We start from the raw sequence: 20,759 nt of genomic DNA on the forward strand, positions 1-20,759 counted from the left end.
AAAATGAACAATACATTCATTGCCAATGCAATAATGCTTGGCATATCTTCGTGCGCGTCTTTGTCGGTATTGGCTGAAACAAATTCAAAAACAGAGCAAACACACACCACAAAACAGACCTCTTCTATAGAAGTGATAAAAATACAGTCCAAAGTACCATCATCCGATTTTGCTGCTGTCCATAGCCCTACTCACTTGGTCACTGCCAATCAAACTGATGTGGGTCAGTGGCTCAATGTGTTGACGGGAGCGGCAGGAGTAAACAACGGCCCCATAACAACATTGGCACAGTATCGAGGTTACACGGGAGACAGAGTCGGGGTGACAATAAACAATCAAACCGTGGTTGGCGCTGGCCCTAACTCGATGGATTCCCCATTGAGCTATGCCATTGCAGGTGCCATTGATTCGGTCGCCGTTTTTCGCGGCATAAGTCCCGTATCAGTTGCTGCTAGCGGACTTGGCGGAACGATTGTTATCGAGCAAGGATTGCCTAAATTTAGCGGCACAAAAAAACCACTTCTTTCTGGTAAGTTGGCTGGACAGTACAGCGCTAACAACAACGCTAATACACTAACTACAGATATTAATATCGCCAACAAACAGCATGCGTTACGAGCGTTTAGTAGCTTTCAACAAGCGGACGGCTTTGAAGATGGCAACGGTCACCGAATCGATGAAACCGGATATCAGCGCAATCAAAGTTTGTTGAGTTATGGCTATCAATCCCAGCAACACACAATCTACAGCCAATTGCGTATAACTAATACGAACGACAGCGGTACACCCGCTCTGCCAATGGACATTGATTATATCGACGCTCGCCAATTTTCACTTTGGGGAGAGTCGGACCTAGAGGTCGGTCAGCTCAATTGGTTAGTATCAAAAGACAGCGCCGAACACGGTATGAGCAATTATTTAATGCGCCCTGTAATGCCAAATATGAAGCGTTACAACACCGCTGAACTAGACGCTTTAAACTTTCAAATAAGCTTGACCAAAAACATTAGTGAAGACTGGCTGCTTATAAGTGGTATTCGGCATGCAAAGTCTGAGCACGACGCCACTATTACCTCTCCCGATAATGATAGGTTTAGGATCCTGAACTTCAATGACGTTGCACTAATAGACACGAGCGTTTTTGTTGAGGGACGTTATACCGTACCAGAGACCTTGTCATCAGCAGTTAGTGATGGACTTATTACCCTCGGACTACAATACACAGATCACACAGCCCAAAGCGGTAGTGTAAAACATCACATGGCCATAATGAGTCCAGCCATCGGTACATTACAAAATTCGTTCAATCAAACTGATACCAACATTGATGAAGGACTGCTCGACTGGGTCATCAGTTACAAACAACCAATGAATGATGAGTTTACAGGTCTGTTTTCTATTGCTCGCAAGCAGCGTGCAGCGTCCTATCAAGAACGTTTTTTGTGGAATCCGATGCAATCCACTGGCGGTCTTGCTGATGGTAATACCTACATAGGCAATCTCAACTTAGAGGCGGAAACGGCCAAACAAATCAACTTGGGACTAGAGTATCAAACCGATACCTCAATGGTTTCACCTCAAGTCTTTTATCACGAAATCGATGATTACATTAGCGCTGTACCTTCCTCCAACATGGCAGCCAATATGGTAGCATCGATGATGACTGGCAAAACACCGTTGGCATTTGCAAACGTAGATGCCAAAACTTACGGATTCGATTTACTGGCCAACCATCAATTGAGTGACCAATGGTCATTGTCAGGCTCAGTAAGTGTTATTCGTGGTCAACGTCGTGACATGGAGGACGACCTATATCGTATCGCAGCCGACCGTTTACAAATGACAGTATTTTACTTATTCGATGAGTGGCAATTAGCGTTACAACAAACCTTAGTTGCTGGTCAAAATAAGGTTTCTGAGCTTAACGGCGAACAATCTTCTAGTGGTTACAGCTTGACTAACCTCTATGCGTTAAAGCAAGTTGATAAAATTGAATTTAAAGTCGGTATCGACAACCTATTTGATAATTTCTATCAAGACCACCTGTCTGGACGCTATCGACCAATGTTAAATCCATCAAACTCAACGTCGATTGAACAAGGTGAAATAATTCCAGGAATGGGTAGAAATATTTATGCTTCCATCACTTGGTATTTTTAACCAATTATATTGATAACAATATACGGCAGGGTCATCAAAACGATGGTTCTGCCAACATACCACTGTCAAAATGAACACCTAACCCGGCAGTAAACAGCCAGCATCCCCACAGGCTGTGCTCTAATGCAACGAGTAACGTGGAGCGCGAATGGATATACGTATACGAAAACACCAACCCCGCCACAAATGAGCCGAGCACTGCAATCCAATTTCCAAACAACAAGTGTGCTAGTGCAAAAGACAATGCGCTGAGCCATGCTCTAAGGTTTTTGCTCTTGAAAACTTTTTTGTAACGATGAAAAAAGAACGTCCGAAAAATAATCTCCTGCGGCCACGCAGACAACAACGGATACAAAACTAACAATCCTAACCACATCAGGGTTTGATCCAGCGGTAAACTGAATAACCATTCAGGGGTAAACCACCAGCTCAAAATCGTTATAAACAAAGCAGCAAACAAAAAGGTATTTATTACTTTTGGTAAATAGGCTTTCATGGTCTCGATATTCCACAGCCTAAATCGCTTAAAACGATCATCGAGGATCAAGAGTGACAAACACCAAATCAAAATAGTTAATAAGCAAAGTAAAAGGTAAGGCGCTACTTGATTCCGCAAATAAAAGAATACGACTGGTAATACCAGGAACAGCAAAACAAACTCACTCACAAGTACCTGTTTTCGGTAGTTTCTAGGTATGGTAACGATCACAGCGGGATCCTTGAGATAAAAGCACAGAGACGCACGATAGAGCCTAAGCTAATTTTTGATTTTTTCACTAATATTGAGATAAATATGTTTGCTTTACGTATAAATATTTATTAAGTTGGCAATAAGGCCGATTTAATAATAAAAATAAAAGGTTATCTGATGTTACATGACCCGGTTACTCAAGCGACGCTGATCTTCTTTGAAGAGGGCGCATTAGACTTACGACACGAAACTCATAGCTTTAACAAAAGCGAAAATGGTCGTTTGATCATTCCAGATGAGTTAAAGCAAGGTCGCTCGATCATTGCAGTGTGTGACGGTGAAGTGGATATACTAAATAGTATTGGCGACAGGATAGTGCCTTTTCATGAGAGTGTTGCATAAGAACACTTTGCAACAAGATTTTAACGTCTTGTAGTCTCATTCCAAATACTGAAAAAGCGGCTTTTGCCGCTTTTTTAATGTCTAAAGACTGCGGCCTAAGCCGCAGTTTTCGTTTTATTATGGAGCTTTGATTTGTAGGTTATCAATCTGATAAACCGCACCATCGCCTGTTCCCCAAGTTGGGAAAACCATAATGATATTGATCAGTGACAGGTTTAACCCATCCGCTTCAAGCGCACTTAAGTCGAACGTGTAGTGCTGCCACTCACCTGTTTGCGGTGCAACACCTTCATTGCTCTCAGATAGCATAAGCTCTGCAAACACTTGTTGTGTGCTTTCGACTTTTAACATCCAGTCACCTGACGTATCCGTCGGCTGAGAAACCACTTTTAAATCAAACTCAAGCGTACCACCAGTAAGCATCGACGCATCATGTGTGGTCAAGGCCTTTGCACCTGCAACCGTAGGGGTACTGTTAAACGTAAACTGTGCAACATTACCTCGGTCTGTTTCTGCAACCTCTGTATATACCGCACCACCACAGCAATCCCACAGTGACCAGTTAGCGTTAGCCGCATCAGCATAAATCATGACTTCGCCTTCTTCGGTTGGAGCAGGCTCTGGTTGTGGACCTGTTAGCTCTTTTTCCCAACGAATGTTGTCCACTTGTAGCTGAACACCTTGTTGATCACCCCATGTTGGGTAAATAACCAAACCTGTATTCACAGAGTTCACATTTAATCCTGCATTGACTAAGTCACTCACAGGTACAGTGATTGTTTCCCAAACACCATCGCCTACAACACCAAGTACCTGGTCGCCTGTCGTACAAGGGTAAATACAGTCGATTTTAAAACTCAATCCAGAAGTGGTGTCTGCATAGTTTGTTACTTTTACATCAAAGATCAAAGCACCTTCAGAGAAGTCAGCTAAATTAACCGGCTGAGCTGATTGTATATACAACAGACCATCGGCACCTGCAGTCCCAAATTCGACATTGATAACCATGCCACGCTCTGCGTCACCTGAGTCTACAACCGCCCATTGAACGTGATTACCAGATTCACCATCAAAGTAATCTGCACCCGTCACTGTATCCCATGCGCCTAGACCATTGGTCCACACTTCATCATTAACGGCATCGTCAAAAACAACGATTTGCTCACCTTGAACTTCGACTTCAGGAGGGTTGATACCACAGCCGCCTTCGTCTTTATGACCACAGGTCAAACGAACATTGTCAAACATCACGTGTGCAGCTGCACTAAACTCAGCAACAAACACATTTAACACCGAAGACGTGTTTAACGGTTGATCACCAGGCGTAGCGATTAGGTCATTGACTTTAACTGAAACACTTGTCCATTCATCTTTTGGTAAATCAGCAACGCTTAGGTTTACATAACCCAGTTTTGGCCAGCCGCTGTCCATTTTAATAGCGATAGTGCTATCTGCTGTTGTATTTGCAGAATCGATATACAGATCAAATGTCAATTCACCGGCATGAAGCTTCCAAGGCTCATTAGAGTTACCCATTCCGAATAAATTGAATGTGCCACCATCTTCCGCACTAATAGCAATATTGCCCATGTTAGACGTGGTTACTTCGATCACAGTGCCTCGGTCACCGCCAAGGTCTGTTTCAACCATGCTGATAGCACCTTCGTTATCCCATGCAACACCCGCTTTTAATGCGCGTTCTGCAGTAGTGTCTTCAGACACTTGCCAGGTTAACGTTGAAGGACCGTCGACATATAGATCATACGTCTCAACAAAAACCGCATCATTACTTGGCAAATCTAATGACGCATCTACGTTGGTCACACACCCTGTGCCATTGTCATTACCAGCGCTACATTCATAAACTCTTACGTAGTCAACGCTTAACGTCGCTGGGAATACAGTCGCTTGGTCTGGCGCACCCGGCCAGTTACCACCAACGGCTAAATTAAGTAATAAGTGAAAGTCTTGATTAAACGGTGCTTCCGGTACAGATACATAACCGTTTTCACCGTAGAAGTAACTCCACCAAGTATCTGAAGTTACCGTAGCAAAATGGACGTCATCTACATACCAGCGGATTTCGTCTTGTTCCCACTCTATAGCATAAACGTGATAATCATCAGTAGGATTGATCGCATACTTACCACCTGCACTTTTGTTCAGTGGCCACGCCATTCCGTAGTGGATAGTACCGTGTACTTCTTGATTGTTAGTGCCGTTTGGACTGACGATTTCCATAATATCGAGCTCGCCACCGCTTGCCCATCCACCGTATTGAGAGTCAGTTGGCAACATCCAAAATGCTGACCACAAGCCTTGTCCCGCCGGCGCTTTAATACGTGCTTCAATACGACCGTACTTAATATCGACTTTGCCATCAGAACGCATACGACCAGAGGTGTAGTTGTAACCATTACTGGCTTCTTCTTTTGCCGTGATGTTGAGATAACCATCAGCAACGGTAATATTTTCGGCTTGATACCACTCTAGCTCATTATTGCCCCATCCCGTTAAACCGTATTGAGAGCCGTCTCCGGTTTCAATGTTCCAGTTTTCAGCGTTTAGGCTTTCACCGTCAAATTCATCACTCCAAACTAGTGTCCATTCAGCTGCATCTTTTGAAAGTACAACTTTAACATCGAACATTTGAGTGGTTGTTAAGGCACCATCTGTAACACTAATTTCAAATCTATAATCACCCACAGCCGCAGTGCCAGGGTTAAAAATTAAGGTATTAGTCGCAGCATCAAACATCGCCCAACTCGGAAGATCAGAGACCGAAATAGTTAGCTCATCACCCGCGTCGATATCCGATGCAGTAATGACGTAGCGACTCTCTTGTTGAGCTGTCACCGCCACTTGAGGTTGAGAAGTAAATTCAGGGGCCGAGTTAAACTGCAATGTCTCCCTAGAATCTACGCCGTCTGAATCTCCGCACGCTGCTATTGTTAAAAGCGCGCCGGAGAGAAGTAAAGACTTTGTTATTTTATTTTGTATCATAGCTTTCTCTCACGATTATGTAACCGCTTACATTTGTGTTTGAACAAATGACCACAAGTGGCCTGTTGATTATGGTTTAATTACATTGAATTTGTTTATTGTCTGGCTGACTGCCAATCGACACCTTTGAAAAAGATACGGTAACGTCACCGCTTCCGGTCATTACAAAAGGTTCGAAAACTTTGCCATACTCTGCTTTGTTTGCTTTAAAGCAACCTAGTGAAAAGCTCACGCTTTGCCACTGCGTCGACTTAGTATCTAAGTGTTCAGCAAGATCTACGCTGCACTCTTCTGCACAATCCATCCCAACTAACACTTGACCTTTTTTGATCGATTGCCCTAATTGAAGGTCAACGTTTAAGGTTGCCTCTTGTTCAACTAAACTCAACAAATCAGATGGAAACGCTTGCCCTATTGCGACACGACCAGGTTTGTCAGAGGTAAATTTAACAAGACGCGCGTCTTCTTGAACAAAGCGATCAGTAGTTCTGACATATACAGAGTCATTGGTGACAACACTACTGTTCATCACGGTTTGTTGGTTTGAACTACCAATAGACAGTTTAAATGGCGCGTTAACTGCGCGGTCCATTAATACCAATCGCATTTCTTCATTTGTATCTTGAGCAATAGTTTCATCTAAAACAGGTACTTGTTCTGATGATTCATATGTCAGACCATATCCGTATGGGAACAGTGGATTATATTCCTCATCACCAAAGTTAACTGTGGCCTGGTTAGGGTCACGTGGCCAAGAAAAGGATAAACGCCCGTCAAAATTGAACTTTGCTTTACCTGCTTTATCCGCAACTAAAACATCCGCAACACCAACGCCTTCAGAACCTGGTAACCATGCAACAACAAAGGCGTCGGACGCATTAATTTCGGGATTAGTCCACAATGGACGGCCAGTGATGAATACTGAAACCACCGGAATACCTTGATCTTTTAGTTTGCGTAACAACGCCAAATCACGTTTGTTCGCACGCTGGTACTCGAGATTATCAAGGTCACCATTACCTTCTGCGTAAGGCTCTTCACCAAACACAACCACTGCGACGTCAGGTCGTTGACTAAACTCACCATCGACGTTCAGCTCAACAGAGCCACCAATCGCTTCAACTTGTTGTTTTAAACCATCATAGATTGAAGTACCACCCGGGAAGTCGTTGTTGTTGTTGCCTGTTCCCTGCCACGTAATAGTCCAACCGCCCGACTGTTTACCGATATTATGTGCAGCGTCACCGGCAACTAAAATATGTTGTTGCGGTTTAAGTGGTAACGTCTTGTTGTTATTTTTTAATAAAACAAGTGATTCTCGAACTGCTTGACGGGCAATTGCTCTGTGCTCTGGGTGACCTATTAATGACGTGTCAGCAGCGAGGGCTCGTTGTTTAGGACTTGGCTTTTCAAACAAGCCAGCGCGTACTTTTACTCGTAAAATACGTCGAACTGCATCATCAATTCGAGACATCGGAATTTCGCCCGATTTTACTTGGGCTAAAGTGTTTTTAAACAATGGTTTCCAAGATTGAGTTGGTGCCATAAAAATATCTAGACCGGCATTAATAGCCTGCGGACATGACTCATTACTACAGCCTTTGATCTGACCATGGCCATTCCAATCACCAACAACAAATCCATCAAAGCCCATAGTGTCTTTTAACACTGTGGTTAACAAATACTTGTTACCGTGAATCTTATCACCGTGCCAACTGTTGAATGACGCCATAACCGATTGTGAACCAGCCGTTAGACCACCTACATAACCCTGGGCGTGGATGTCAAACAACTCTTGCTCAGTAGAGACATTGTCACCTTGGTCGTCGCCACCTACAGTGCCACCATCACCAACAAAGTGTTTTACCGTTGATACGACGTGCTTTTCATCGAGGAAGTTATCGCCAGGTTTACCCTGTAAACCACTTACTATTGCTGCTGAATAGGCGCGTACGATAGTTGGATCTTCAGAATATGATTCGTAAGTGCGTCCCCATCTGTCATCGCGAACAACCGCAACAGTTGGGGCAAATACCCAGTCGATGCCTGTCGCTAACACTTCCTTTGCCGTTGCGTGTGCAATATCTTCAATTAGCTGTGGATTGTTTGCGGCACCTAAGCCGATATTGTGAGGAAATAACGTCGCACCGATTACATTATTGTGGCCATGCACCGCATCCGTTCCCCACATAGTTGGGATCGTTGAGCCGTCTAAACTATCGTCAATAGATGCTTGATACATCTTTTCTGCTAAATCTACCCAGTCTTGAGCTGAAGCGTGCTTATTATCATTTGGAAACGCCCCACCGCCGTTTAAATACGAACCAAACCCATACTGGCGCATTTCTTCAACGGTTACATCTCGGATCTCAGGTTGAATCATCTGAGCAATCTTTTGCTCTAGAGTCATTTCAGCCAAAAGAAATTCAACTCGCTGCTCGACTTGTTCCGATGGTTTTACGGCTATATCCAATTTTGGCCATATTTTCGCAGCTTGCTGAGCGTCAGTCTGCGCTGAATCAGTACCAGCATCACTGCTGGTTTGCATGCAAGCTGTTAATAAAAGGCTCGAGACTGCTGTTAAACTTAATTTAAATACTGTTTCTCGCTTCATTACTCTTATCCTTTCACTGCCGACGGTTGATTCTCTAAAGACACTTTCGAACCATTCACACCGTAAAAAGCGATGTACAAATAGCAAACAATAGGCATCACAAATGACACTGTTAGACCTATGCCATCAGCAATAAGACCTTGCAATAGTGGTAACACTGCCCCACCGACAATCGCTAAACAAAGTACACCAGAGCCGTGACTTGTTACTTCCTTTAAGTTTTTAAGTGCCAATGAAAAAATCGTCGGGAACATAATTGAGTTACAAAGGCCTACTAACAACAGTGCCCACATGGCCACAGCACCGTTAGATAGCATAGTCGTTAGCAATAACACCACCGCTGCTAATGCATTAAATGCCAGTACTTTGCCCGCATCTACTTTTTGCATGATCACCGCACCAAAGAAGCGACCAACCATGGCACCGCCCCAGTAGTAGGTGATGTATTTAGCTGCTTCTGACTCTTCAAATGACATCACTCGTTCAAGGCCAAAGTAGTTGATCATAAAGCTACCGATACTCACTTCAGCTCCGACGTACACAAAGATGCCCAAAGCTCCAAGACTCAAATGACGATGCGACAAAGCGCTTTTGTAATCTTCGATGGTACTTGAAGTCGTTTGTTGCTCGGCACTTTGAATCGTAGGCAACTTAAGAAAGGTAAAAACCAGAGCTAAAATGAGCAGCATTAGTGCCAGCAATAAATAAGGAACCTTGACTGATTCCCCCATCGCTGCACCTTCATTGACCGCAGCACCTAAAATCAACACACCACCAAAATATGGCGCAACAGTCGTACCGAGTGAATTAAAGGCTTGTGTCATAGTCAACCGAGAAGAGGAGGTCTCAGGGCGCCCTAACACACTGACATACGGATTTGCCGAAACCTGTAAAATTGTAATACCAGAGGCTAATACGAACAGTGCACCTAAAAATAGCGGATATGTCTTCAGTGCAGCGGCCGGATAAAACATCACACAACCCACACAAGCCACTAATAAACCGACGACAATGCCTTTTTGATAGCCCAGTTTTGCGACCAACTTGCCCGCTGGTAACGAAACTAAAAAGTAAGCACTAAAAAAACAAAATTGAATCAACATCGCCTGAGTGAAATTGAGGTCAAACATGTTTTTTAGGTAAGGAATGAGAATGTCATTTAGGCAGGTGATAAAGCCCCACATAAAGAACAATGAAGTAAGTGACACTAACGCAAAGCCATAGTTTTGCTCACCGTTAATGTGATTCGAACTCGGGTTCAAATCAGCTGGAGTTGAAGACATATTTTCTGACCCTAATTAAGCCTATCGGCTCTTTTTTATTCTTTTGGCTGTCTGCTTTTTAACCCGTTTTATTGAAGCTACTGCTAAAAAACATTTTTCAACCAAACCTTGTAAGCGCTTACATTTATAGCATAGAATGAACCCAGATCAATACTATTTTTAATGAGAATCCGCCCAAAACAGGCACCAGGTCAGTGTCCAAGAGGCAACAAAAGGCTTTGTAAAACAATGAAATCATTATCTTTACCTAAGGATTCAGCACTGTGGTCAAAAGCATTTACCTTTGGTGTCGCAACGTCCTCTTTTCAAATTGAAGGCGCCGTAAACGAACGTGCCTTATCCATTTGGGATACTTTTTGTGACAAGCCAGGTGCCATTAAAGATCAATCGACGGGTGAGGTAGCGTGTGAGCATATCGAACGCTGGGCGGATGATGTTGAGTTGATCAAATCACTCAATGTAGATAGCTATCGTTTATCAATAAGCTGGCCTCGTGTCATCAATGAAAATGGCATGGTCAATCAACAAGGGCTGGCCTTTTACAGCCAATTGATTAAAGCGCTTAAAGAAACAGGTATTGATGTTTTTGTGACCCTATATCATTGGGATCTACCTCAATATTTAGAAGATAAAGGGGGTTGGTTAAATAGGGACACGGCTTATGAGTTTGAAAAGTACACTCAGGTAGTCGTAGAAACCTTAAAAGAAGATGTTACCGCCTTTACCACACTCAACGAACCTTGGTGTTCTGCGTATCTAGGTTATGAAGCAGGAATTCACGCCCCTGGTAAAACCGGCAGAGACAATGGCCTTGTCGCGGCTCATCACTTATTGCTAGCTCACGGTTTGGCAATGAGAGTACTAAACACCCAAAGTCCCAATACTGAAAATGGCATAGTCCTTAACTTCAGCCCTTGTTACCCGTTTAATGACACGAGTGAGGACAAAAAAGCATCCGTTCTCGCTGATCAATACTTTAATCACTGGTACCTCAAACCTGTTATAGATGGTGCATACCCAGCTATATTCGAATCAGAGCTTGAAGCGACAGGCGTGGTTCAGCCCGGCGACATGGCTATTATTCAACAGCCAATGGATTATTTGGGCGTTAATTACTACACCCGTTCTTACTTTAGTCACGATCATCAAAGCGGGTTTGTGTCTTGTCCGGCAAAGGACGATGAACTAACAGCCATGGGTTGGGAGATCTTTCCACAAGGTCTGACCGATATTTTGATTGACTTAAATAACCAATATTCTTTACCACCAATTTATATTACCGAAAATGGCGCAGCTATGGACGACGAGATAATCGATGGTAAAGTAGAAGATACTAAACGAGTTGCTTACTTTCAAAGCCACCTTAAAGCGGTCGATACGGCAATGAATCAAGGTGTAGACATTAAAGGCTATTTTGCATGGAGCTTAATGGATAACTTTGAATGGGCAGAAGGATATGAAAAGCGCTTTGGTATCGTTTATGTTGATTTCGAAACACAAAAAAGAACAATAAAACAAAGTGGCCTTGCCTATAGCCAGCTATTAGCTGAGCGAAAACAACAACAATAAAATTGGCTCGGTTAATCAACAATAAGGTTCAACATGCTCAGTATAAGAGAAAAAGTCGCCTATGGATTAGGCGATACGGCGAGCAATATCATCTTTCAGACGGTGATGATGTTTTTGTTGGTGTATTACACTGACGTCGTAGGGTTATCACCAGCCGAGACCGGCACCATGTTTCTTCTCGTTAGAGTTATTGATGCCATAACCGATCCTTTAATGGGCTCAATGGCTGATCGAACCCGCTCAAAATGGGGCCGATATCGCCCTTACCTGCTTTGGCTTGCGTTGCCCTTTGGGATCATCAGTGTTCTCGCCTTCACATCTTTTGAAGCGATGGGCGATTACAAATATGCCTACGCTTTTTTGACCTACACCATGTTAATGTTGATTTATACGGCAATTAATATTCCATATTCAGCATTAGCTAGTGCTTTAACGGATGATCCTAAACAAAGAGTCTCTGTTCAGTCCTATCGTTTTGTATTTGGTATGTTAGGTGGACTCCTTATCGCCGCTGGTACCTTACCTCTTGTTGAATATTTTGGTGAAGGTGACAAAGCCAAAGGCTATATGCTTACAATGGCCGTCATGGGTGGTCTTGGCGTCGGACTCTTTTTACTTTGTTTTGCAGGTACAAAAGAGCGAGTGCAATATCCTAGTACCGTAAAAACTCCTTTTAAAGAAAGCCTAAAAAGCTTATTTAACAATGATCAATGGCGAGTATTGGCCGCTGTTGGTGTCTTTTTGTTAAGTGGTCAAGTATTGAGAGCATCACTGGCGGTCTATTACGTCACCCACTATCTTCAAAGGCCTGACTTAGTCACCACTTTTATTACCTTGGGCATGATTGCGAGTATCATCGGATGTAGCTTAAGTGCAAAGTTAGCCAAGCGTATTTGCAAAGTAAAAGCCTACATGTATTTACAACTTCTAGCCGCCGGAATTTGTGCTAGCAGTTATTTAATATCGCCATCAGAGCTCACAATTGCATTTAGCGCTTACATTTTATGGAATTTTGTATTACAAATGGCGACCCCGTTATTGTGGGCAAAAATGGCAGACACAGCTGACTACGGTTTGTGGAAGACTCAAAATCAAATGACGGGTTTGGTATATTCGTCAGTGGTCTTCTTTATAAAGCTCGGTGTCGCAATCGGTGGTGCACTGGCAGGATGGCTATTGGCTTTTTATGATTATCAGGCCGACCAAGTACAATCTGTTTATACCCAACAAGGGATTCTGCTGTGCTTTAGTTTATTCCCAGCGATTGGCTCTGTTTGTGCAGCGTTTGTTATGCGCTGGTACAATCTAACGGACGATAAAGTCGCTTTGATTCACGCCGAGTTAAAACAACAACAAGCTATCGAGGAGAGATAGGACGTAATGGCAACTATTTATGAGGTTTCTGAACTTGCAGGTGTGTCACTCGCAACGGTTTCACGGGTCGTTAACAAAAACGCCCGCGTTAGTGACAAAACCAAAGAGAAAGTCCTCAATGCCATGAAAGAGTTGGGCTACAAACCTAATAGCATCGCCCAATCCCTCGCATCAAATCGCTCCAATAGTATTGGCTTACTTGTTTCTGAGTTACACGGACCCTTTTTTGGGGCTATGATGAGCGGTATAGAGGCCGAGTTAAGAGCCGCAGGTAAACACACCATTATTGCTTCTGGTCACTCAGATGAAAAAACCGAACAAGACAGTATTGAGTTTTTAGTGGGCCGCAAGTGTGATGCGCTGATATTGCATGCCGAAGCGGTTTCGGATGAATTTTTACTAGAGCTCAGTAAAGGTACGACGCCATTTGTCATCATTAACCGCATCGTTCCTGGTATTGAAGAGCACTGTATTAGCTTGGATAACGAACACGGTGGTTATCTAGCAACTAAATACCTGATTGAAAAAGGTCATACTCAGTTTGCTTATGTGTCAGGACCAAACTGGAAAAAAGACGCCCGAGATAGATATGCAGGTCATTTACGCGCCCTTGCAGAGCAAGGTTTAACGCAACACCCTAAATTACTCGTTGAAGGAAACTTCCAACAAAGTGGGGGGCGTTATGGCTTAGAGCAATGTCTATCAGCAAACTTACCTTTCACAGCATTAGTCTGCGGCAACGATGAAATGGCCAGCGGTGCAATAACTAGAGCACGTGAAGCAGACTTAAGTGTACCTGATGACTTCTCCATAATCGGATTTGATAACATCATTTATGCTGATTATCTATTTCCTAAACTAACCACGATTGAATACCCAGTTCAAAAAATGGGACAAATGGCCGCAAAATTAATTTTAGCCAATACCTACCGCATAGAAACAGGTGAATTGACAACAGAATTTACGCCTCGACTAATTGAACGAGACTCGTGTGTTAACCTCTAAAGTACATTCACGTCGCACTGTTTTGGATAAAAAAGCCCCAAATTAGAGTTCAACTCCAATTTTTAGTTGACGATTTAATCGATTTGTCATATTTTTTGTAAGCGCTTACAAAACCAAACTCGCTGTCTGGTTTTTTTTGGAATAGACTTGTAAGCGCTTACATTGAATATTTTTAAAGCTTCAATGAAACTAAATTAATAATTAGAAAGTTTACTTATATCAGCACGGTTAAGCGTTGGGGATACAACATGAAAGCCAAAAAATTTAACAAGTCTCTGTTAGCTGCCAGCATTACGCTTGGCCTTACAGGTACCATTAGCAGCCATGTAATGGCTGATGAAAATGAAGCCAAAGATGTCGAGGTCATTAAGGTCAAAGGTATCCGTGGCAGTATGGTCAAGTCGATGGATGTTAAACGTTCGTCACGCGGTGTTGTTGAAGCCATTTCTTCTGAAGACATTGGTAAATTCCCCGACACCAACCTTGCCGAATCTTTGCAGCGTATCTCTGGTGTTTCTATCGATCGCTCAAATAATGAAGGTAGCCGCATCACAGTACGTGGTATGGGACCTGAGTTTAACCTCGTGACTTTGAATGGTCGTCAAATGCCAACCGTTGGCGGCCGTTCCTACGATTTCGGTAACATTGCGACAGAAGGCGTTAGCTCTGTCGAGGTGTACAAAACAACACGCGCAGACTTACCAAGTGGTGGTATCGGCGCCACTGTTAACATGCTTACTGCCAAGCCTCTAGCTTTCCCTGGTCTAAAAGGCTCGGTCGGTCTTAAAGGTGTGATGGAAACTAGTAACGAAACCGGTGACGACGTTACTCCTGAGATTTCTGGTTTAATCAGTAATACTTTTGCTGATGATACCTTTGGTGTATTAGCGTCATTTGCACACCAAGAGCGTAACAATCGTGAGCAACGTGCAGCGGTTGATAACTGGATCCCAAACGTCAACATCTCAGCTTCTCCAAACCTTGAATTGACTGACAACAACCAGCGCGCAGACGGCACGACTTGGTACCCACAAAACGCGGGTTACTCAATCAATGACAACGAACGTGTTCGTACAAATGGTCAGTTGGTATTCCAATACCGTCCAGTAGAAAACGTAACGGCGACTCTAGACTACACCTATTCGAAACTTGAGTTCGAATCAAACCGCAACAGCTTTGGTGTATGGTTTAACAACGGTGGTAACGTTAGCAGTGCAACCATCAATGAAAACGGTACTTACACCCACGTTGCTGAAATCGGCGGTGACTACGCGACTAACCTAGCCCGCGGTGAAAGTGAAAACGAAAACAAATCACTAGGCTTTAACCTAGAGTGGCAAGTCAACGATGGCCTAACGCTAACTTTTGACGCTCATGACTCTTCTGCGGTTAGCCAAGGTGTTGGTCTAGGTAATGATGCTTTCTTGATCATTGGTAATACCTTCTGTGGTTTCTGTGGAGATGCAGGTCCAGATTTTGGTCCTAATACTGCAAACATCAACATCAAAGATGCACACTTCGGCGCTGATGGCATTCCGATTTGGGGTCTTGACCTGATCGATGGCAACGGTAATCCTCAAGACGAATTGACGGGTGCCGACATGGGCTCGTTATTTGGTGCGGTAACCAAAGGCTTCAACGAAAACGAAATGACCCAATTCCAACTTAAAGGTAAGTGGGTTCCTCAGGGCGATGGTGTACTTGGTCAAGTTGACTTTGGTGTAGCTCGTACAGAAATGAATTTCCGTTCAACTAACGCCTACTCTCAAAACTTGCCAGCGGGTTGGTGGAATTGGTCTGCAGTTCACTTCGCTGATGATATGTTTACTCGCGTTGGTATCAACAGTTTATTTGATGCCTTCTCTAACGGTGGCGATAAAGCGATCGATTACTACGTCACAGCAGACTTTGACGAAGTTTTAAACATCTTCGAAACTATTGACGATCCAATTGCACCTGATATTTACAATGCAGGTTGGCCAACTGAAGTAAATGGTAAATTCCAATCAGGCCCTATCGACTCAGATAGCCGTGTAAAAGAAGAAACAACGTCGTTGTACGCACAAGCAGCGCTAATGTTTGACGTGTTTGACCGCACTCTTGATGTCATTGTTGGTGCACGTTATGAAATCACTGACGTAACCTCTAACGGTTTAGAAGTTCCAGCTACCGCAATGGAATGGGTAAACGGCAACGAGTGGGAATACGTATACGCTGAAGAACAAAGCTTCTCTGAAGGCACAGGTGAAACTAAAGAGTTTCTTCCAAGCTTAGATATGAGTATGGAAGTCGAAGAAGACATGATCGCACGCTTCTCTTACTCTAAATCTTTAACTCGTCCTCCGATTGGTGCACTAGGTTCAACAAAAGCATTCCTAGGTAACCCAAAAGTTAATCAACGTAAAGTTGCAGTAGGTAACCCTGCTCTTAAACCTTATGTTGCAGATAACTTCGACTTGTCATTTGAATATTACTACGATGAGGGCAGCTACGCGTCGATTGGTTATTTCCATAAAAACGTAGACAACTTCTTAGTCAATGTAACGACAAAAGAAGAAGTCGCAGGTATCCGTGACCCGTTCATCGGTCCACGTGCAGAGCAAGCTCGCCAAGAGCTTATTGCAGAAGGTATTCAACCCTCTGACCAAGCAATCCACGACCGTATAAACGAAAACCAAGGTACACCAACAGGTACGCGTATCGGTGCTAATGCCGACGATCCTCTGGCAATCTTTGATGTATCTCGTGACGTTAACTTAAACGAATCAAGCCTAAAAGGCTGGGAGCTAGCCGTTCAACATATGTTTGGTGAAACGGGTTTTGGCTTCCAAGCTAATGCGACGTTTGTAAGTGGTGACGTTGAAGTTAATCGTGACATTACAGATGCACAATTTGCCCTAGTTGGTATGAGTGATTCAGCTAACTTCTCTGCAATTTATGATAAAGACGATCTATCTGTCCGTATCTCTTATAACTGGCGTGACGAGTTCCTATCAGGCTTTGATCAGCACTCTTCACCAGTATTCACAGAGGCATACGCTCAAGTAGATTTAAACGTGAACTATCAAGTTACCGAAAACTTCACAGTGTTTTTTGAAGGCTTGAACATCACAGAAGAAACACAGCGAGTCTACGTCCGTTACGAAGAACAATTCTTAAGTGGCGCACAATACGGTGCTCGTTATAACCTAGGTGCACGTTATAGCTTCTAAGTGAGTTATTTACATGACCGATGTTATCCAACGCGTTGTTGTGTTGGGCGGAGGCAGTGCAGGTTGGATCGCAGCCGGCCTGATTGCCTCTAGGCTCAAACAAGTCGCGAACAACACAACCGAGGTTGTGCTGGTCGAGTCTCCTGACGTCAAAACCATTGGCGTCGGTGAGGGCTCATGGCCAACATTGCGTTCTACCCTGGCTCAAATCGGTATCGATGAAGCCAGATTTGTTTCCACATGCGATGCGTCCTTTAAACAAGGTACCGAATTTATCGGCTGGCGAGGAAAACCAAATTCCTCAGGTCAAGACCGTTATTATCACCCTTTTACCGTTCCATATTGTTATTCCACCGACACCGATATTATCGCTAAATGGCTCGGGTCAGATACGTTAGACTTTGCTAAGTTCAGTTCTCCTCAAGCTTTATTATGTGATTTTGACAAAGCCCCAAAAACTCTAAACGATCCAAGTTATGCAGGTTTTGTAAATTACGGTTTTCACTTTAATGCCGACAAACTTGGCGAATTATTAAAGTCTCACTGTCGTGAACTGCTCGGTGTGACTTATCTTTCTGATCATGTGGAAGGTGTTGTCGAATCTCAAACCGGCGATATTGACCGACTGGTTTTACAAAAACACGGTGAGTTAAGTGGAGATTTGTTTATCGATTGTTCAGGACTTAAAAGCGTCCTGATAGGTGAACACTACAAAGTTAAATGGCAAGCTCAGTCTTCGGTACTGTTTAATAACAGAGCGATTGCTATCCAAACACCTTATGAAAAAGACAATAGTCCGATTCCGTCCAGTACTCGCTCTACTGCAACGGATTTTGGCTGGGTTTGGGATATCAGCTTGCGAAACAGGCGAGGTACCGGAATTGTCTATTCGGATCAATATTGCTCTGATGAGGAAGCCGAAGCACGTTTGCGAAAGTACCTTGTAGACACAAGCGGAAACCTTGATGTCGATTCGCTTAGCGCTCGAAAAATTCAATTTGAGCCAGGATACAGAGAAAAGTTTTGGCACAAAAACTGTGTCGCGGTTGGTATGTCTTCGGGCTTTATCGAACCATTAGAAGCGTCTGCAATTGTCATGGTAGAGTTATCGAGCCAATACATTTGCCGGCACCTGCCAATGACCAAAAAACAAATTCCGGTCGTTGCTCAGCGTTTTAATCAACTTTTTACCTACCGTTGGCAACGTATTATCGATTTCATTAAATATCATTATGTATTGAGCGACAGAACTAGCGCTTATTGGCAGGCTCATCGCGAGTCGAGTTCTATTCCAGAATCCTTGCAAGCGTTGATGACCTTGTGGCAAAACAAAGGCCCAGAACACAGTGATTTTTGGCATCACGACGAAATATTCTCGGCGGCCAGCTATCAATACGTACTTGCAGGTATGGCGAATAAAACAGAGTTCAATATCCCAAGCTCGTCAATGCCATCACAACAAACCAGAACTCAACAAGAACAACAGCAACTCAGACAACAAAGTCAGCAGTTAGCTGAGCGTTTACCAACCAACCGAGACTTGCTAGAGTCAATTGTTGACCATTACAACGCAAACCAAACCAATAAATAGGAAGTCAAATGGGACACCAAGCCTTAAACAACGAAGTTCACAAATCGGTCCGTGTCATCAATCGTTTAAGTCCATCTTTGGGTGACAATGTAGGATTTAGTCACGTTTTTCCGGCAGAGTTTGCTGCTGCTCAAGGTGAGTTTCCTATTGTTGTTAAACAAAGTAGTGATGACTCGGACTCGCTTGAGATAATCGCTCTTTACAGTCTAGAAGCGGGTAAAAACTTATTTTTAACCGACCAAGGTTGGCAAGCAAGTTACCTGCCTTTAACCATGCAACGTGCGCCTTTTTTAATCGGCTTTGAGCAAACTCAAGAAAACGGCATTCCAAAGCAAAACCCAGTGGTACATATCGATATGGATCACCCTAAAGTAGTGCAAGAACCAGGCGGTACAGAAGGCGAAGCACTGTTTTTAGAGCACGGCGGTACGACCGAGTTTTTGAATCACAAGTCGTCTGTTTTAATGGGTATTTTGGAAGGTAAACAGCAAGCTGATAGCTTCTTAGCAGCACTTACACAGTATCAATTGCTCGAACCTCTCAGCTTGTCAGTAACGTTCGACAACGGTGAGCAGCTTAACGTGTCTGGCTTGATGACTATCAACGAAGAAGTACTCAAAGACTTATCAAAAGAAGTAGTAGCCGACTTGCACGAGAAACAGTATCTAGCGCCAATCTATATGATGTTGGCATCACTAACAAACGTCCGTAAGTTAGTTGAGTTAAGAAACCAACAAACGGCCACTTTTTAATACTAAGAACTAAATATGCTCACTCCAGAGACGGTTGTTTTAACTCCTCAAGATGATTTAACCTCTTGGTTAAAAGGCCGTACTCGTCCGCTTGTCATTAAAGGCGCTTTAGCCAATTGGCCAAGCGTCAGAGTTGCCGTTAATACTGATTCTAATTGTGAAAAAAAACGCGCTGAACTTAACGACAACATTGAATATTTAAAACAATTTGCAACTCAGCAGCCTGTCTTTGTGAACGAGTCACTGAACAACTCGCCGCGTTTTTTTTATGACGAAACTCTGAGCAACAAAAACTTTGCGCAAACACCACAATCGTTCGATGAGTTTTTGTCACACCTGATGACATATAAAGAAACTGAAAAAAACTCGACCTACCGATATATGGCTTCGACGAGTGTGGATTATTGTTTACCCGGTTGGGCTACTGAACACCCTCTTAACCTAGAGCTGGACAATCCTCTCATTTCAGCGTGGCTAGGGACACCGTCTATCGCTGCCACTCATTTTGATGTCCCTGACAACCTTGCGTGTAATGTGTTCGGTCGACGTAGATTTACCTTATTTCCACCGGAACAAATTGCTAATTTGTATATTGGACCCATCGACTATACTCCTGCAGGACAACCCGTCAGTCTTGTCGATTTAACGAATCCAGATTTTGAACGATTCCCAAAATTCAAAACAGCGTTACAACATGCGTATCAAGTTGAATTAGAACCAGGTGACGCACTGTTTATTCCAAGTATGTGGTGGCATAACGTCGAGGCACTTGAGCGCGTAAACCTACTGATTAATTACTGGTGGCAAGATGTAGGCGCCCACGTCGGACAGCCAATGGATGCAATCAAGCACGCTTTATTGAGTGTCAAACCACTCTCGAAAGAACAAAAGCAAGCTTGGTTAACCATGATAGAATATTGGTTGTTGAACGATGATTGGGAGCACATTCCAGAATCAGTTCGTGGAAGTCTTGCTGAGATGGATGAAAAAACAGCTCGGTACTTACGTACCGAGCTGCTCAAAAATTTAAACCGATAATAAAGCGTGCCGCTAGCTTACCGTTGCTAGCGCACAGCTTTTATCGCATGCTTTTAGCGCATGCT

General features: G+C 43.5%; 13 protein-coding genes. 9 read left to right on the top strand and 4 right to left on the bottom strand.

From position 1 onward, the window contains the following. Positions 1 to 3 precede the first annotated feature (3 nt). Complete coding sequence (locus tag J1N51_RS08175) at positions 4 to 2,160, top strand: TonB-dependent receptor plug domain-containing protein (RefSeq protein WP_208830223.1); 2,157 nt, start codon at positions 4 to 6, stop codon at positions 2,158 to 2,160. Between the two features lie 34 nt (positions 2,161 to 2,194). Here J1N51_RS08175 and J1N51_RS08180 read toward each other — a convergent pair whose 3' ends face one another. Continuing rightward, positions 2,195 to 2,656: a CPBP family intramembrane glutamic endopeptidase gene (locus J1N51_RS08180; RefSeq protein ID WP_208830225.1), complete on the bottom strand. Its 462-nt coding sequence runs from the start codon at positions 2,654 to 2,656 to the stop codon at positions 2,195 to 2,197. Between the two features lie 372 nt (positions 2,657 to 3,028). On the opposite strand from J1N51_RS08180, the gene J1N51_RS08185 reads away from it, so the two are divergent. Continuing rightward, positions 3,029 to 3,253 carry a TIGR02922 family protein gene (locus tag J1N51_RS08185; RefSeq protein WP_208830227.1) on the top strand — a complete coding sequence of 75 codons (225 nt, stop codon included), beginning with the start codon at positions 3,029 to 3,031 and terminating at the stop codon, positions 3,251 to 3,253. 117 nt (positions 3,254 to 3,370) lie between these two features. Here J1N51_RS08185 and J1N51_RS08190 read toward each other — a convergent pair whose 3' ends face one another. The 3 genes from J1N51_RS08190 to J1N51_RS08200 all read right to left on the bottom strand — a co-directional run bounded on the left by J1N51_RS08190 (position 3,371) and on the right by J1N51_RS08200 (position 10,153). Then, positions 3,371 to 6,256, bottom strand: coding sequence for a family 16 glycosylhydrolase (locus tag J1N51_RS08190; RefSeq protein WP_208830229.1), 2,886 nt, complete (start codon positions 6,254 to 6,256; stop codon positions 3,371 to 3,373). Positions 6,257 to 6,332: 76 nt separating this feature from the next. Further along, the gene (locus J1N51_RS08195) at positions 6,333 to 8,804 is read right to left on the bottom strand and encodes a glycoside hydrolase family 3 protein (protein ID WP_408635900.1); all 2,472 of its coding nucleotides are present in this window, start codon (positions 8,802 to 8,804) and stop codon (positions 6,333 to 6,335) included. Positions 8,805 to 8,875: 71 nt separating this feature from the next. After that, complete coding sequence (locus J1N51_RS08200) at positions 8,876 to 10,153, bottom strand: sugar MFS transporter (protein ID WP_208830233.1); 1,278 nt, start codon at positions 10,151 to 10,153, stop codon at positions 8,876 to 8,878. 228 nt (positions 10,154 to 10,381) lie between these two features. On the opposite strand from J1N51_RS08200, the gene J1N51_RS08205 reads away from it, so the two are divergent. From J1N51_RS08205 to J1N51_RS08235, 7 genes are all read left to right on the top strand, one after another. Further along, the gene (locus tag J1N51_RS08205) at positions 10,382 to 11,722 is read left to right on the top strand and encodes a GH1 family beta-glucosidase (RefSeq protein ID WP_208830235.1); all 1,341 of its coding nucleotides are present in this window, start codon (positions 10,382 to 10,384) and stop codon (positions 11,720 to 11,722) included. 33 nt (positions 11,723 to 11,755) lie between these two features. Further along, positions 11,756 to 13,096 carry a glycoside-pentoside-hexuronide (GPH):cation symporter gene (locus J1N51_RS08210; RefSeq protein WP_208830237.1) on the top strand — a complete coding sequence of 447 codons (1,341 nt, stop codon included), beginning with the start codon at positions 11,756 to 11,758 and terminating at the stop codon, positions 13,094 to 13,096. 6 nt (positions 13,097 to 13,102) lie between these two features. Further along, complete coding sequence (locus J1N51_RS08215; RefSeq protein ID WP_208830239.1) at positions 13,103 to 14,101, top strand: LacI family DNA-binding transcriptional regulator; 999 nt, start codon at positions 13,103 to 13,105, stop codon at positions 14,099 to 14,101. Positions 14,102 to 14,349: 248 nt separating this feature from the next. Beyond that, positions 14,350 to 17,313, top strand: coding sequence for a TonB-dependent receptor (locus J1N51_RS08220; protein ID WP_208830241.1), 2,964 nt, complete (start codon positions 14,350 to 14,352; stop codon positions 17,311 to 17,313). 13 nt (positions 17,314 to 17,326) lie between these two features. Further along, a complete protein-coding gene (locus J1N51_RS08225; RefSeq protein WP_208830243.1) occupies positions 17,327 to 18,904 on the top strand; it encodes a tryptophan halogenase family protein in 1,578 nt (525 codons plus the stop codon). A gap of 8 nt (positions 18,905 to 18,912) precedes the next feature. Continuing rightward, positions 18,913 to 19,656, top strand: a complete 744-nt coding sequence (locus tag J1N51_RS08230) for a SapC family protein (RefSeq protein WP_208830245.1) — start codon at positions 18,913 to 18,915, stop codon at positions 19,654 to 19,656. A 15-nt stretch (positions 19,657 to 19,671) separates the two neighbouring features. Next, positions 19,672 to 20,694, top strand: a complete 1,023-nt coding sequence (locus J1N51_RS08235) for a cupin-like domain-containing protein (protein WP_208830247.1) — start codon at positions 19,672 to 19,674, stop codon at positions 20,692 to 20,694. Positions 20,695 to 20,759 lie beyond the last annotated feature (65 nt).

The organism is Psychrosphaera ytuae, assembly GCF_017638545.1.
GTDB lineage: Bacteria > Pseudomonadota > Gammaproteobacteria > Enterobacterales > Alteromonadaceae > Psychrosphaera > Psychrosphaera ytuae.